A 13,954-nucleotide genomic window follows, 5' to 3' on the forward strand; every position below is an offset into this window, starting at 1 on the left:
GAGAATAACCGCAGTTCTGCGGCCGGAGGGAACAATACGCTGCGATGAATTTGAATGAACATATTACGCTATGGAACCATGCTTCAATTAAAATGATGGATGTACGCTATGTGCTTCTGGAGCAAGGAGAAGTAGTGCGGGAATATTTTCTTCCAGCCAGCGCCTTTCTATATGCCGTTCGCGGACGAGCAAATATTTGGCTGGATGATACTATGCATAGTGTAGACGGGGCCCATGTGCTGCACGGAGGGAAGGGCGCTCGTCTTGATATAGCAGTTGAAGAGCAGTTCGAATATTTTTTGATCCTATACAAAGCTACGTTGACATTGCCTGCCTCTCAGGAATGGGTGCGGTTTATAGCATTGAACAAACCATTTCAGCATCAATATGGTTTCATACCGCTGTACCCGCTCTCCCTGCAGGAAAAGGTGAGACATCTATTTGAAGATTGGATGAAGCCGGAACCGTTGGATAAATTCCATGCAAGGACGCTTTTTTACCAATTTGTGCACGAGCTATTATGGCAAATGCAGCGTCAGGGTATCGAGCCTATTCGCCCCGATTTGGCTGCGCAGGCGCTTCGTTTTATGAATGAGCGCTACATGGAGCCTATAACGCTCGATATGATGGCAGATTTGCTTGATTGCAGCACGAGGTATTTGACCAAACTGTTCAAAAGCAAAATGAATGAAAGCCCTATTCGTTTTCTCACGCAAATTCGCATGGATAAGGCCGCGCAGCTATTAACGGAAACAATGGCCCCGCTGCAAGAGATTGCTCAGCAGGTAGGCTATCCCGATGCGCATACGTTAAGCCGCAGCTTCAAGAAGCATTATGGTGTGCCGCCTGCAATATACAGGACGAAGAATCTTGGTGTAGATCCGGTTCTGAAATTGCCACGTATCCGTTCCCGATCTGCCATTGTGTCAAGCCGACCACTTCGTTATATTGATAATGTATATGAGAATCATTATCAGATAAGCGGAAGGGAAGATTTACGCATGTTCAAAGGAAATCATTCAGCCACTATGGCTGCGGCTACATTGCTATTATGTTTTACATTATTGCTCACTGCATGTTCTAGTGGTCCAAACGCAGGAAATATCAGTACAGGCAAGGGAGGGACGGAAGTGTCGGGACAACAGTCTGCGGGACAAGCTACTACACAACCCTCCTCGGATGCTGCAACTAAAAATTATACGGATAGTCAAGGTACTGTAGCCATTCCTGTGAATCCCAAGCGGATTGTAGATCTGACAGGCAGCTTTACCGGCAATTTATTAGCGCTTGGCGTTAAACCCGTAGGGGTTCAACTTGATTTGCTGAAGAATCCGTTCCTGGATGGGATGATGGACGAAGTCAAAGCTGTAGATAGTTCATTCTCGCCGGAGACAGTCTTGAGCTGGCAGCCTGATCTTATAATTGTAGTCGCAGCACCCGAGTTGGAGCCGACCTATCAACAGCTAGACAAGATTGCTCCGGTGGTCAGGTTAGAATACGGCAAGTATTCTTACAAAGACTTGATGCTCGAATACGGAAAGCTTGCAGGTAAAGAGCAGGCTGCACAGGATTGGGTGAAAAAGTGGGATGAAAAAATCAATGAATACAAACCGCAAATTACAAAAGTCGTAGGCGATAAAACCGTTTCTATCCTTCAACCTTACGCAAGTGGAATTTATGCATTTGGCGATTATTACGCTAGAGGCGGAGAAATTCTATATAAAGAGTTTGGCTTGAAGGCTCCAACATTTATTCAGGAAGAAGTTCTGGACAAAGGTGAAGGAGTTATCCACCTATCTCTTGAGAGACTGCCGGATTATGCTGGCGATTATATTTTTACAAGCAATTGGGGCTGGGACAACGGCAATCCGGAAGTGGTGTACGGCAGCAGCATATGGAAGAACCTGCCTGCCGTTAAAGAAAATCATGCGTTTTTTATCAACGCCGAAGGTTCTTACTACAATGATGCCGTATCGCTGGAAGCGCAGTTGGAATTTATTGTAGAAAGTTTTCTTGGGAAAAAATAAGTAAGATCCACGGATTAAAAGCGGCCTTATGGCTGCTTTTTTTGTTTTTGCTGATCGTTCCTTTAAGTTGAACCGTTATGTTTGTCCCTCTAGAAATGGGCTCTAGGGGGATTTTTTATACGACTAAACCGACAATGTTTTCCAAATTGGTGGTATGATTATGATACGTATGAGCTCGAAAAACTTGCGGATATGAACGGTTTGCGAACCTCGCATATTAGATCTTAGCAAGAAATAACCGAAGGGATGAAAAACATGATTTTCACATACGTCCTTAGAAGTATTGGATGGGCAGATATCCATTTGAAAATAAATAACTCGGAGATAGATATGGAAGTGAGTTATCTCTCCGAGCCTTTGATAGATTTGGTTCGTGCAGTAGAACAATTAATACCAGAGTGTATTGAAGCAGATGAACTAAAACATACCGTACAGTTTGAGTGTGACTCGGAGCCAGCTGTACGTAGATGGACTTTGATTAAGAAAGATGAAAGTAGCATTAGTATTAATATAATATTATTCTTAGACGGAGTAACTGGTGGCCAAGGTGAGGCTGTATTTAATGAAGATTGTAATCTAGATGAATTTATCAAATTACTTGTTTTACAAATGGAAAACCTCTTAAAAAAACATGGAATTGTAGGATATCGAAAACAATGGAATGCACAAGATTTTCCCTTCAGTAGCTATCTTCAGTTGAAAAACTATATTAAATCAAAGACTAAGTTTCCGATAACAGTAACTAACCCTGATCAATGGAATGAAGAAATTACATCACAGATAAAAGATGAAATAGAAATGATATTTAGAGATTGATGGTATTTCATAGTTGTCAGTTGCCTCTGATATAGAAAACCATTAGAAGGTGATGAATATGAATAAAATAATGGCCAAATTTATAATTTGGGCTACTGAAAATGGTTGGGATATAAGCGAAAAATCTGGGCCTCAATTAAATTTGAATAGCAGCATTATCTCTAGATATAAAGAAATACCAAATGAATATTTAGATTTTATACGTGTGGTTGAGAAGTGTATGACACCTAATGAAAAGACTTGGTTTATTTGTGAGGATGATTTCAATAATAGCTCAGATAGTGCATTTATATGGAATGAATATGAGTTGCTCAGTTTAGAAGCAGCCATGGATGATGATAGTTGGAAATCAGAAATAACGACGTGGTGGGATAATCACTTGCCAATAGTGATGTCAGTTGATGGTGGATATTCTTTCTACGCGATTGATTTAACAAATGATAGAGGTGCTATTGTACATGGATACGAGCCCGAATTCGAGGAGGTTGAAAAAGTAGCAAATACTCTTGAACAGTTTTTGAATTAATTATGTCGAATTCAATAGAGTTCTAGGGGGCAGTTGTGATGAAACCGACGCAAGAAATAGAGGCGCTTGCGACAGAGATCGCGGGTGCGGCCAGGACGATTTTTTGCACTCTTTTTGAAAATGGCGAACGTTATTATTACTGTACGCTATTTACTACTGGAGAGGGACATGCGCCCAGCATCTCTGCCTGGTCATGGGAGGCGTTGGAGCGGGAGTCGGGCAGGCAAGAAGACTCAAACGACACGCCAGGATCGACGATTGCCGATCTCATCAAGTGGTCCTATGCCGATTCGCCCTATTGTTCTTTTGAGGATGAGAACTTCGATGACGTTAAACAACTATTTATGAAGAGGCCTTCCGTTACGGAGCTTGCGGCTGACGAAAGAAATTGTGAGTTTGAGTTCAGGCTGAAGGCCATGGAGCTGGCGATGAAAATGCTCGATGATGAAGGCTTGTTTGCCTTGAATCAACCGCGAGAGTCGGTATGCGTCCTTGTCGAGGTCATGCCGCCGGATGAAATGAATACCGAAATCGCTTTGCGTTTGAATCGGGCGGAGTCTCCGGCTATGCAAGCTTGGCTGGCGGAAGCGGCGGAGTAATGCAGCTGAATTTGAGAACTTTATGAGTTTGAATATTCACCACATGATTTGTTTTCAGAACAAGTTTATATATTACTCAGCGATTGTCATAGAAATACATTTATCATTATGTGGAGCATAAAAGTACCGAAGGTGGTGATTAGTTGGAGGCCGATTACAAAAACAATGATGATTTACAATTGTATGACTCAGTAATTGAAAAATTGACAATTGACCATAAGTCGAAGACGGTGCAATTTCACATATTAAAAGTAGTTGGGCGTATCGACAGAAATGAAGGGCAAAACTTCACTTATAGAGTGAAAGTAGGATTGTTAGAATTTCAAGGCGTTGTTTATGCTAACATTCCTTATGTGATGGAATGGAATGAATGGAGTGAATTTTATCGTTCTGCAATTGTATCGTCTTCAAAATTGTTGGAAGCGTTTCAGCAAAGGATTAAAGATGACGAACTGAAACACATTTATATAGGTATTGATAATGACAATGAATACAATGAGTTAGATATTATATGCAAAGATTATTCAATATTACTAAAGCCACAAGAATACATTCTGCATGACGATTTTGATTGGTTGTACGAAGATTGATTGAGTTAAGCACGAGCTTATGTAGGTTGGAGAGATGAAGTTGCAAATGAAACATACTTGCCCTTGTTGCGGTTATAAGACATTTGATGAACAAACACCAGGAACATATGACATATGTAAAATATGTTTTTGGGAAGATGATGGCGTGCAATTTGATGACCCGGATTATGAAGGTGGGGCGAACGAAGTATCCCTAAGGCAAGGACAAAGAAACTATATCCAATTTGGGGCATGCGAAGTACGTTGCAAACAGTTTGTTCGAAAACCCACTGACGAAGATGAGCGTGATCTCAATTGGAAACCCCTAAGGGATAAATGAAAGTGAGGAGTTCTACTAAAGGTAATCTTTCATTGTCTGGGTTGGCTTGTTATTTATATAATGCGTTTAATGACATGATGAACTCTTAAATATATAAGACTCTATCTCGTGCCAAACAGGAGGTTTACGAATGCGCAAGAAATGGAAAAGAAGGATTCTGATCAATGATCCTGTTGCACTAGACCAGGTACAGATCAAGCAGGACTTGCTCGGGGGCAACCAAGTGATTGTCCAGTTCTCCCACCCAGATTTTTATGGCTCTATCTTAGAGGAAGTGGATGAGCTTTGCGCGCGTTTGGATGAAAATTTTGGAGTGCGTTTCTACGGCCATTATTCCCTCTCTTTTGATGGTCGCACGCTTATGCGGATTCCCCATGTCAAAACGCTGTATCTTAATAGCCTCGCCCAAGCGCATAACATCGAAACATTAGCTACGCTGGAACACTTATACAGTTTACACCTAGGCATATATGAGCTGGAGAATTCGGATATTTTGGCAATAGACTCTCTGCGGTCTCTAAGAGATTTAACGATTACTTCGGACAAAAAAGTTCTTAACCTGCAATATTTTAAAGAGTTCTCTCATCTGGAACAATTACATATTGGGGGCAAGGTGAAAAACCTAGATGCAATAGGTCATCTGGAAGACTTAAATTACCTCGCGCTGCATTCGATTAGCAAAATGCCGTTGCATTTTGTTAACCAGCTGAAGAAATTGAAACATCTTCGCATTTTGCTTGGAGGTCGTGAACATATTCAGGAAATCGAAGAGAATGAAATAGACGACTTGGAGATCTGCAGAGTCCGCGGTTTTAATGACCTGAGCAATATTACAAATTTTAAAGCGCTGACGAGGCTTGTGATCGAGGATCAAATTCAACTGCAAGAAATCAGATTTGACCGAGAGCTGAAATTGCTGGAGGAGCTATCCATTTCGAATTGTAAAAGCTTGGCTCATTTGTCGGAAATGCAGCAGTTGCCTGCGCTGTGCAAGCTTCGCATTTTCAAAACGGCCATCGATTTTGATTCCTTTATCCAGCAAAAGCTTCCGAGTGCTCTATCTGAATTTGAATTCGCGACCTCTAAAAGCAAAGTGGATCAAGAAATAAAGGATTCCTTATCAAAATTGGGTTTTCAAAAGTGGAGCGTTTGATATATATCCAGATTAATAGGAGGCGTACCCCATGTCTAAATCATTCATTTGGGCCGATAATCAAAAAGGTGGACTTGCAGCCATCGATCCTAAGAACACCGGGCACTTGCACAGCAAAGATGAGGTTGCAGTAGAAACCGATAAACTGAAGGAAGAGTTTCATGAGCTTCAGGAGAAGCTAGTAGCAGTAAAGGATAAAGCTATTTTATTTCTATTCCAAGGTATGGATTGCAGTGGGAAGGACGGCGTCATCAAGAATGTCTTCTCAGGTCTGAATCCTCAAGGCATAGCGGCCTACAGCTTCAAGACACCAACGGAAGAAGAGAAGCTTCATGACTTCCTGTGGAGAGCACATAACAAAGTACCGGCTCGAGGACACATTGCAACCTTCAACCGGTCTTATTATGAGGATGTATTAATTACTCGGGTACATGGGATAGTCTCCGACAAGGAAGCACGCCGGCGCTTCAAGCATATTAATCATTTTGAATCCTTTTTGATGGATAATAATGTTCAAGTGGTTAAAATTTTTTTACACATATCCAAGGAGTTTCAGCTTGAAAAGCTGAGAAGCCGTATTGAGAATCCGTCAAAAAATTGGAAGTTTGATGCTTCCGATCTGGAGGAACGTAAGTATTGGAAGCAATATTGGGGTTACTATGAAGAGGTTTTTGATAAATGCAGCAAAGCAAGTCCTTGGCATATTGTTCCAAGCGACAACCGCTGGTATCGCGATTATACGGTGCTGAAAATTGTTGTAGATGCGATGAGAGATCTTAACTTGCGTGATCCTGAGCCAAATCCGGAGTTAACGAAGCTATTGGATGAAATTGCGAAAGCGAAGTGATCGTGGTTAGTTTGGGATATATGATCGAGAACGCCTATGGCTTCATTCGGTTACCCGTAACACCGTTGTAATCGGCTTTTGCTAAATTCGCTATTGGCGTTTGCGCGGAATTGAAAAAAGATTCATAAAACGTGTGCTAGTTTACCTATGGCTTGGATTCATTTGAATCGGAGGAACTTTATGTACGATTTTATAAGCATTTGTTCTGATACATTGCACTCCAAATACATTAGATCAGTGGTACTTGAGGAATATTTGTTGTCCGACTTAAAGTTTAACAAGGAAAGTAACTTGAGTTTTTTTAAGTTTATAGCTGGAGAAAAGATTAGAATTAACGGCATTCCTGCTAATTCACAAGGAAACTATGCATATGATTCACTCGAAGGAGTCGAGGAAATAAATTTGATTGAAATAGCTGTTCCTTGGAAAATCACAGGTGATTCAGAAAAAGAAGTAATTGACATTGCAAATGATATAGCCAAACAGTTTTCATGGATGATCAATGAAAGTTAAACTAAGGTACATTGTATAGTTATGTTTAATAGTTAAAATACTTAAGGATATTTACTATTTTCGAAACATGCAAAACTGCAATTGAGTTTGAATAGATATAGTATATTTGGAGGTGCATGAACTTCTTTTTTTTCTTTTTTTCTAATGATCCTTACGATAACCCGTATATAAAAAAAGCTTGTCAGGTGATTTTCGCTGAAAAGCTCTTAAAGGATGGATATTGTGATATTGGACAGCTTCTCAAGTTGCAGTTAAAGAAAGTGGACATTTATTCGAGGCTTAAAGAAGCTGACTCTTCTTTCGCTGAGCTATATATTAAACCCTATCCTAAAAAGATACTTTCGAGGAGGAACTGTCAAGATTTATCGACAAGAAATTGAGAAACAAAGATCCAGACTCGCTAAGTTTTTTGGAAGCGAAAGCACTATTAAATTGGATTTTTAAATCTGCAAGTAATTCAGATGACCTGGGAGGTATAATCAAGGACCTGATCGTAGGATTGGGAGCTGAATACGGTTCGAAAAATGATTATATCATTTCCCAAGGTGGTATAGTATTTAATCAATCCCGAGTGGAAATCAATTTTATTAGATCGATTGAAGACTTTAATCAATCTATTAAGGATACTGGAATATATAATGGCGGGTTTTACTACCGTGGGCACTCACAGGTAAATTATAGGCTGACTCCCTCTGTAATGAGGAATAGTAGTTGGAGAGAGCATGAGTGCGATATGTATAACGAATTAATGATTCAGTGTCCTCAAGATTTCGAGAAAATTAAAACACATTTGGATGTTCTTGTACACATGCAGCACTACGGTTTGCCAACGAGATTATTAGACATAACTCGCAATCCTTTGGTCGCCTTGTATTTTGCATGTGAGCAGGATACCGGTTCATACGGAGAAATAATTGCGTTCAAAGTAGAGAGGAACAATATTAAGTATCCCAACAGTGACACCATTTCATTACTTGCAAGTTTACCTCTATTTAGCAATGAGGATCAAACAAGGTTTTCTAAGTATGCCTCTGACCCAAAAATTGATAAACAGGAATTCAATAGAAAGATAGATCGTTTGCTTCATGAAGTTAAGAGTGAGAAACCTGCATTCAGAGATGAGGTCAAAAAAGAGGATTTGTTAAATTGTTTTGTTGTTCTGTCTCCAAAGGCAAATAACCGAATAATAAAACAAGATGGTGCTTTTATACTTTGCGGCTTGGCAGAAGATAACTCTCAGGCACTGAATACTTTGAGATATATGGATAGTTCAAGTAAAACGCTTGTTTATATTGTGGATAATAAAGCAGAAATTCTCGAGCAATTACAGAGATTTTCTATTAACAAGGCTAGTTTATTTCCAGAAATCGATGATGTTGCGGATTATATTAAAAAAAAATACTAACGAAAGTTTGTTGAAAGTTAGGGACTAATCGGCTATGGGATTATTAACGGGAAAGAGGATTCCAGCTTCTCGGGGAATGCGATATATAGACAAATTTGCTGCAGTACTACTAGGATGAGATTTACTCATGAATGATGCATTAATGGAGAGATTAAAGATTTTTCTTCATCGGGAAGATAATCGAACGCTAGTTGGCATTCCGGTGAGCCAAGAGGAGATTGTTAAGGCTCAGCAGTGGCTGGAAGTAAACTTTCATGAGGACTACATACAATTCATCAAAACGTTTGGAGGAGCATATGCAGGTCTTGCGATACATGCTTTCTCCAATGGATCTAGTCTCGGAAATGAAACGGTTGTCGATTTGACGCTGGGGTTCCGAGAGCAGTTTAAGGAGCATCCCTTAGCAGAGGTTTTACGGACCAGTTATGTCATTTCCATGGATGGATCCGGTGATCCGATTATCATCAATCAGACAGGCAAGGTTTATATCTGTTATCACGATAACGGGGAGATCAAATTATTAGCGGATTCATTCGAGGAGCTGATCGAGGAAAATTTTTATGAGTGGTAATTAGGAAGCCCCTTACGGGAGGTTTACAGATGAAATCAAAAGATATCATTTACATGATCTATAACGAAAATGAACAGTCAGTAACATCAATGGGAATTGAATTTATTGACTTTATCAATTGTCTTACCATTGAACCAAACAATATCTTGCTCCTTGAATCTGGATATACAGGCGAGGACTTTCATTATGGACTAAGATTAGAATTTGTAAGAAAAGAAAATCTAAATGATCTATATAAAGAAAATGTATATTCTTATGGCGATTTTTGTTGGGTGGATTTTGATGAATTGATTACCATTGATAATCTCACACCTCATGAAAAAGCAGAGTTGTTGTATCTAGGTCATTATAAGCAACCACTAGGAAGCCCTTTTTTTGAAAAACTCAATAATAAATATGTATATTTGTCACATGATGATGGCTGGTTCAACAAAATTTTTTATAAAGACAAAAATCAATATATTGATGCGCTAGGACGTCTGGTTTCAAATAGAGTGAAGTCTTATCGGAAGAATGTATCGCCGTTAAGTCAAGACATTGTAGAGCAGCTAACGTTATTCGCTAAAGATGGAATATTAATTGATCTATATAGAATTATTAAATCTCGAAACAGTGTAGAAATACCCTTTAATGTAATTGGAAAGATGATGGACTTTGACGATGTTTATAACAACATGGAAAGACATAAGGCGAAGGCTAAGTCGGAATATTGGCTTGTATATAAAAAAGGTGAATGGGTGATAAGCTCGTATAATTAAAAACGGATTTCTAACGGCTCAAAATGGGTTGATGTGGTATTTGATAAGTGTGATGAAATAGCTTGAAGCGAATAAGCACGATTCTAACTAACATCATCAGCAAATCGGGGGAGTAACCATGTACATCGTATCTCAGCCAAAGGGGCTGTCAGAGGCCCAAAATCAAGTGCTTGCGAAGGAAGGTGCCGCTGTTTACCCGCCAGGCTACTTACGGTTTTTGCGTCGATTCGGCGAAGGGACTTACAGAGGGTGGATGAATGTTCAATTGCCTGATCCAGAGGTGCTAAAACCTTTTGCCGAGTACGGGTTATGGGAACACGATGAAGACAGCCCTATAACTGAGCAGCAGATCGGCGAGTGTATCGCTATCGGTACGACGGTTGACGGCGATTTTCTGGCGGTACATCCCCAGACGGAGGGGCTCCTCTGGCTGCCTCGGCATGCGGAGCAGGTAAAGGCGATTTCGCTTCAAGCACGGGAGCAGGAGGACGAAGACGAAGAGGCATACGCCTTGGTGCTGGATGAAATATACCGTCAGGTGTATGGAAGCAGCCAAGAGGTAGGTGTCTATTATGAACCATGGATGGGCACTCGAAGTCATCTCTTTTTACGTTTGCCTCCAGCGCAGGACCAGCTTTCACTGCCCGAATTGGCCGGAGCATGTCGAGCGGAATTTCCGCCAGATTTTTTCATTGAGAATGCCTATGCCTGCTTCCTGTTCTACCGGAAACTAGGCGGTTATGTACGATTGAATTATGCCTATCAGCAAGAGGTGGCTCTCTTCTATGAACAGGATGCGCAACAGGCGTTTGCTGTTATGAAGGAATGGCTCATGTCAAAAGGATGCGCACCGATTTCATAAGACTTTAGGGACAATCTGTGCAGAAAGTGTTAAGCGATATCGGAGCACTGTACTAAACTATATTGGGTGATCTTCCAACGGATCATGAAGAAGATGGAGTGTGTTTGCCATGTTCACGGAATCAAGCAAAGAGGGAGAGCTGGCGTTCGATATTCGAAGGACTATCATTCTGGGTGCCTTTATCCAAGAATGGTCGATGCCAGAGTACAGGGTTATCCTGAAGCAGCCTGAAAAAGCGGTCAACGTAGAAATTTATTATTTCCCAGCAGTGAGTGAGAACGATGTGGCGAGATTCTCGACCGTCGGGTTATCCAGCACTCTCCGCTCAAATGGTCAACCGATAGGCACGGAATGGATGATGGCTTTAACATATGATTTAGGTGGAGAGTCCGTCGATCGGATATTTTCGTATCTATGCGATCTAATCGCGCATCATATTGAAACATCCCGTGATTCTCGGATACCAAGAGTGATGGAGGAGAGCGGGCTTGCTCCGGCAAACTGGTCGACGAAAGCCTTTTTTCTTGACGAATTGAGGGGAGAAAGTGAAGAACTGGAGGAGATTCAGATAGGCAACGAGGTTGTCCAAGTCATATGGGCGGTACCTGTTACTGCGCAAGAAGCCACCCTGATTTTGCGGGATGGAGTGGAAGCCTTCGATTCCTACATCGAAGGCGCCGAGCATTCCATTATTGATCCCCGTCGGCCGTAGGCAATTGCAGCAAAATAAATGCGAATAAAGTAGTATTATTTTACCAATTTAGCTTAATTTACAGGGAGAAGGAAGTTAATCATGCTGTTTCGAAAAGCTATTCCAACGGATATACCACAGTTAATTAAATTCCGTAAGATATTGCTAGGTAAAGAGGACAACAGCAGTATGGATGAAACATTTACTAGCTACTTTGAATCCTCATTATTAGACAAGTCACTCGTTGTATGGGTTGCTGATGCTGACGGAGTAGCTGTATCAACCGTATGTTTCTGCATATGCCGATTAGCACCACGATTTGAAAATCCATCTGGATTGGTTGCTTACATGGCCAATGTTTTTACTGTCCCAGAATACCGTCGTCAGGGTATATCATCCAAACTTATTAGTGAAGCAATCAACGATTTGAAGGCACAAGGAATTAAAAAAATACTGCTGCATTCGTCTGATATGGCGAGACCGATGTATGAAAGCCTTGGCTTTGTTGAAGGAAAGAACTATATGTCTACAAATATATAATTCATGAGAATTTATGATACATTTCAATAAAAATTGAATGAATGGGTGTAATCTGCCGGACATTTCATCAAATAGAGGAGAGTTAGCGATGCATATCATAGATTCAGAGTGGTCTACAGCAAGATTATTAATTGGTGATTTAACCCCTAATGAAATTCACTCCGCGCAAGAATTGCATGAAAAAAGTAAGTTTATGCAAGAATACGGTCACGAATTCGATCCTGAATATATTGATCGATGTCTTAATGAAGGTGATTTACCTCCAAATGGACAAAGGGATAAATTTAAAATACAAGCTGTACATTCCACTATTAACAATCGAATTGTCGGATTGCTTCTCCTTTATCACGGCTATCCAAATGACAAATGCGTCTATATTACCTTTCTATTTATCGATCCTGACCAGCAGAGACTGGGGTTAGGGATTGAGCTGGTACAGGAGTTATTCAGTAAGCTGAAACAGATAGGGTATTGTGAAGTGCGAGCGAATGTACAACTTAAGAATTGGTCGGCGCTTAGATTCTGGACTAAAGCTGGTCTGGTGAATATTACAGGAGTCCATGGCGATTCAAATTATGCTGTAGACGCGCATGCCGACATAGAGCTATCAAAGCAATTATAGGGAGGAAGCAGATGCCTAGTATTCAAGCCATTGTACTGGACTTGGATGGAACTTTGCTCGGTAGCGATAAATCGATATCTCCTCGGAATTATCAGGCTGTCAAAAGATGTTTTGATTCTGGCATTCATATTATTATTGCTACGGCACGGCCGCCTAGAGCGGTTAATCATTTTTTGAAGATGTTCTCTTTCGTAGACTACATGGTTTATTACAACGGTGCTTTAGTTACATGCAAATCTAAGCAAAATGAGCGGCATATTAGTATCCCTACAGAAATTAGCCAACAGATAAGCAAATTCATCGAGTCGCGAGTACCTCAATCGATCATCTCATACGAAGTTAATGATTCATGGTATACGTGCACACCAGTTCCTGACTCCCACTGCGCTCAATTAGGTATCCGCCCGAATGACCCGAAACCCCAGGTTGTTGATGAAAAATATATCAGTTCACTCTCGCCGACCAAAATATTAGTTCTAGGCTGCAGCACATGGAAGGATATAGGCGAGCAATTCGGTGATCATGTAAACGTAATTGCAACTGATGAAGGAGTATTGGTCCAAATCATGCCTAAATCAGCCTCCAAGGAACAAGCCGTGCAAGTGGTGTTAAGCGAAATTGGAGTGAAATCGGAGAATGTAATGGTGTTCGGAGATGATTTTAACGATTTAGGCTTATTCCAAATGTCCGGATTTCCGGTCGCAATGGAAAACGCAATAGTTGAACTAAAGAATTGTGCAGCGCACGTAACCGATTCAAATGATAATGATGGTGTTGCTGTTGCGATTGAGAGATTTGTGTTGTAATCCTAGTTCTACATTAAAATCAGTTCTTGACGGAGAAAAAGAGAGTAGCGAAGGGTCAGAGGGATTCTGGAGAAACCAGGCTTTAATGGCGATCGGAAGAACCCTCTGACCCGCAGCGATTCCCCTCGCTTCAAGCACTGATTTCGGTTTTGAGCCGTAATTCTTGAACAAAAGTACCACAAGTAGACCAATCGTTATCATAGTTCTTTACCAGAAACCAGCTAATGGTATGTCAAGTGTAGCTTTTTGAAATGCCTCAGATTTGCTATACTGAAAAACAGGTATAACAAATAAACCTCCATCTCATGG

General features: G+C 40.7%; 17 protein-coding genes. All 17 read left to right on the top strand.

Features of this window, described 5'->3' with window-relative positions; translation table 11 throughout:
* The first annotated feature begins 44 nt into the window (after positions 1-44).
* The 17 genes from ACFVTB_RS26810 (at position 45) to ACFVTB_RS26890 (ending at position 13,645) form a co-directional block, all read left to right on the top strand.
* Positions 45-2,027: an AraC family transcriptional regulator gene (locus tag ACFVTB_RS26810; RefSeq protein WP_387756325.1), complete on the top strand. Its 1,983-nt coding sequence runs from the start codon at positions 45-47 to the stop codon at positions 2,025-2,027.
* Between the two features lie 330 nt (positions 2,028-2,357).
* Complete coding sequence (locus ACFVTB_RS26815) at positions 2,358-2,843, top strand: hypothetical protein (protein WP_387756326.1); 486 nt, start codon at positions 2,358-2,360, stop codon at positions 2,841-2,843.
* 58 nt (positions 2,844-2,901) lie between these two features.
* Positions 2,902-3,369: an SMI1/KNR4 family protein gene (locus tag ACFVTB_RS26820; RefSeq protein ID WP_387756328.1), complete on the top strand. Its 468-nt coding sequence runs from the start codon at positions 2,902-2,904 to the stop codon at positions 3,367-3,369.
* Positions 3,370-3,407: 38 nt separating this feature from the next.
* On the top strand, positions 3,408-3,968 hold the full coding sequence (locus ACFVTB_RS26825; protein WP_387756330.1) for a DUF4303 domain-containing protein: 561 nt from the start codon (positions 3,408-3,410) through the stop codon (positions 3,966-3,968).
* A 143-nt stretch (positions 3,969-4,111) separates the two neighbouring features.
* Positions 4,112-4,558 carry a hypothetical protein gene (locus tag ACFVTB_RS26830; RefSeq protein ID WP_387756332.1) on the top strand — a complete coding sequence of 149 codons (447 nt, stop codon included), beginning with the start codon at positions 4,112-4,114 and terminating at the stop codon, positions 4,556-4,558.
* Positions 4,559-4,604: 46 nt separating this feature from the next.
* A complete protein-coding gene (locus ACFVTB_RS26835; RefSeq protein WP_387756354.1) occupies positions 4,605-4,877 on the top strand; it encodes a CPCC family cysteine-rich protein in 273 nt (90 codons plus the stop codon).
* 130 nt (positions 4,878-5,007) lie between these two features.
* On the top strand, positions 5,008-6,030 hold the full coding sequence (locus ACFVTB_RS26840; RefSeq protein WP_387756333.1) for a hypothetical protein: 1,023 nt from the start codon (positions 5,008-5,010) through the stop codon (positions 6,028-6,030).
* A 31-nt stretch (positions 6,031-6,061) separates the two neighbouring features.
* Positions 6,062-6,877: a PPK2 family polyphosphate kinase gene (locus tag ACFVTB_RS26845; protein ID WP_387756334.1), complete on the top strand. Its 816-nt coding sequence runs from the start codon at positions 6,062-6,064 to the stop codon at positions 6,875-6,877.
* Positions 6,878-7,057: 180 nt separating this feature from the next.
* Positions 7,058-7,390 carry a hypothetical protein gene (locus ACFVTB_RS26850; RefSeq protein WP_387756335.1) on the top strand — a complete coding sequence of 111 codons (333 nt, stop codon included), beginning with the start codon at positions 7,058-7,060 and terminating at the stop codon, positions 7,388-7,390.
* A gap of 376 nt (positions 7,391-7,766) precedes the next feature.
* Positions 7,767-8,795: an FRG domain-containing protein gene (locus tag ACFVTB_RS26855; RefSeq protein WP_387756337.1), complete on the top strand. Its 1,029-nt coding sequence runs from the start codon at positions 7,767-7,769 to the stop codon at positions 8,793-8,795.
* Between the two features lie 127 nt (positions 8,796-8,922).
* Positions 8,923-9,366 carry an SMI1/KNR4 family protein gene (locus ACFVTB_RS26860; RefSeq protein ID WP_387756338.1) on the top strand — a complete coding sequence of 148 codons (444 nt, stop codon included), beginning with the start codon at positions 8,923-8,925 and terminating at the stop codon, positions 9,364-9,366.
* 29 nt (positions 9,367-9,395) lie between these two features.
* Entirely contained in the window at positions 9,396-10,124 is a 729-nt protein-coding gene (locus ACFVTB_RS26865; protein ID WP_387756340.1) for a hypothetical protein, read from the top strand.
* Positions 10,125-10,242: 118 nt separating this feature from the next.
* Positions 10,243-10,986, top strand: a complete 744-nt coding sequence (locus ACFVTB_RS26870) for a hypothetical protein (RefSeq protein WP_387756342.1) — start codon at positions 10,243-10,245, stop codon at positions 10,984-10,986.
* A gap of 109 nt (positions 10,987-11,095) precedes the next feature.
* Positions 11,096-11,698 (top strand): suppressor of fused domain protein, encoded by a 603-nt coding sequence (locus tag ACFVTB_RS26875; protein ID WP_387756344.1) that lies wholly within the window; start codon positions 11,096-11,098, stop codon positions 11,696-11,698.
* Positions 11,699-11,779: 81 nt separating this feature from the next.
* Complete coding sequence (locus tag ACFVTB_RS26880; RefSeq protein WP_387756346.1) at positions 11,780-12,217, top strand: GNAT family N-acetyltransferase; 438 nt, start codon at positions 11,780-11,782, stop codon at positions 12,215-12,217.
* Positions 12,218-12,305: 88 nt separating this feature from the next.
* Positions 12,306-12,839, top strand: a complete 534-nt coding sequence (locus tag ACFVTB_RS26885; protein WP_387756348.1) for a GNAT family N-acetyltransferase — start codon at positions 12,306-12,308, stop codon at positions 12,837-12,839.
* An 11-nt stretch (positions 12,840-12,850) separates the two neighbouring features.
* Positions 12,851-13,645: a Cof-type HAD-IIB family hydrolase gene (locus tag ACFVTB_RS26890; RefSeq protein WP_387756350.1), complete on the top strand. Its 795-nt coding sequence runs from the start codon at positions 12,851-12,853 to the stop codon at positions 13,643-13,645.
* The last annotated feature ends 309 nt before the right edge of the window (positions 13,646-13,954 follow it).

The organism is Paenibacillus sp. NPDC058071 (genome assembly GCF_042885235.1).
Lineage (GTDB): Bacteria > Bacillota > Bacilli > Paenibacillales > Paenibacillaceae > Pristimantibacillus.

Excerpts from the sequence above, each read along its gene's own strand:
- ACFVTB_RS26845 (WP_387756334.1), top strand. The coding sequence starts at position 6,062 with ATGTCTAAATCATTCATTTGGGCCGATAATCAAAAAGGTGGACTTGCA.
- ACFVTB_RS26890 (WP_387756350.1), top strand. The coding sequence starts at position 12,851 with ATGCCTAGTATTCAAGCCATTGTACTGGACTTGGATGGAACTTTGCTC.
- ACFVTB_RS26835 (WP_387756354.1), top strand. The coding sequence starts at position 4,605 with ATGAAACATACTTGCCCTTGTTGCGGTTATAAGACATTTGATGAACAA.
- ACFVTB_RS26880 (WP_387756346.1), top strand. The coding sequence starts at position 11,780 with ATGCTGTTTCGAAAAGCTATTCCAACGGATATACCACAGTTAATTAAA.
- ACFVTB_RS26870 (WP_387756342.1), top strand. The coding sequence starts at position 10,243 with ATGTACATCGTATCTCAGCCAAAGGGGCTGTCAGAGGCCCAAAATCAA.
- ACFVTB_RS26815 (WP_387756326.1), top strand. The coding sequence starts at position 2,358 with ATGGAAGTGAGTTATCTCTCCGAGCCTTTGATAGATTTGGTTCGTGCA.
- ACFVTB_RS26825 (WP_387756330.1), top strand. The coding sequence starts at position 3,408 with ATGAAACCGACGCAAGAAATAGAGGCGCTTGCGACAGAGATCGCGGGT.
- ACFVTB_RS26820 (WP_387756328.1), top strand. The coding sequence starts at position 2,902 with ATGAATAAAATAATGGCCAAATTTATAATTTGGGCTACTGAAAATGGT.
- ACFVTB_RS26865 (WP_387756340.1), top strand. The coding sequence starts at position 9,396 with ATGAAATCAAAAGATATCATTTACATGATCTATAACGAAAATGAACAG.
- ACFVTB_RS26860 (WP_387756338.1), top strand. The coding sequence starts at position 8,923 with ATGAATGATGCATTAATGGAGAGATTAAAGATTTTTCTTCATCGGGAA.
- ACFVTB_RS26875 (WP_387756344.1), top strand. The coding sequence starts at position 11,096 with ATGTTCACGGAATCAAGCAAAGAGGGAGAGCTGGCGTTCGATATTCGA.
- ACFVTB_RS26840 (WP_387756333.1), top strand. The coding sequence starts at position 5,008 with ATGCGCAAGAAATGGAAAAGAAGGATTCTGATCAATGATCCTGTTGCA.
- ACFVTB_RS26810 (WP_387756325.1), top strand. The coding sequence starts at position 45 with ATGAATTTGAATGAACATATTACGCTATGGAACCATGCTTCAATTAAA.
- ACFVTB_RS26850 (WP_387756335.1), top strand. The coding sequence starts at position 7,058 with ATGTACGATTTTATAAGCATTTGTTCTGATACATTGCACTCCAAATAC.
- ACFVTB_RS26885 (WP_387756348.1), top strand. The coding sequence starts at position 12,306 with ATGCATATCATAGATTCAGAGTGGTCTACAGCAAGATTATTAATTGGT.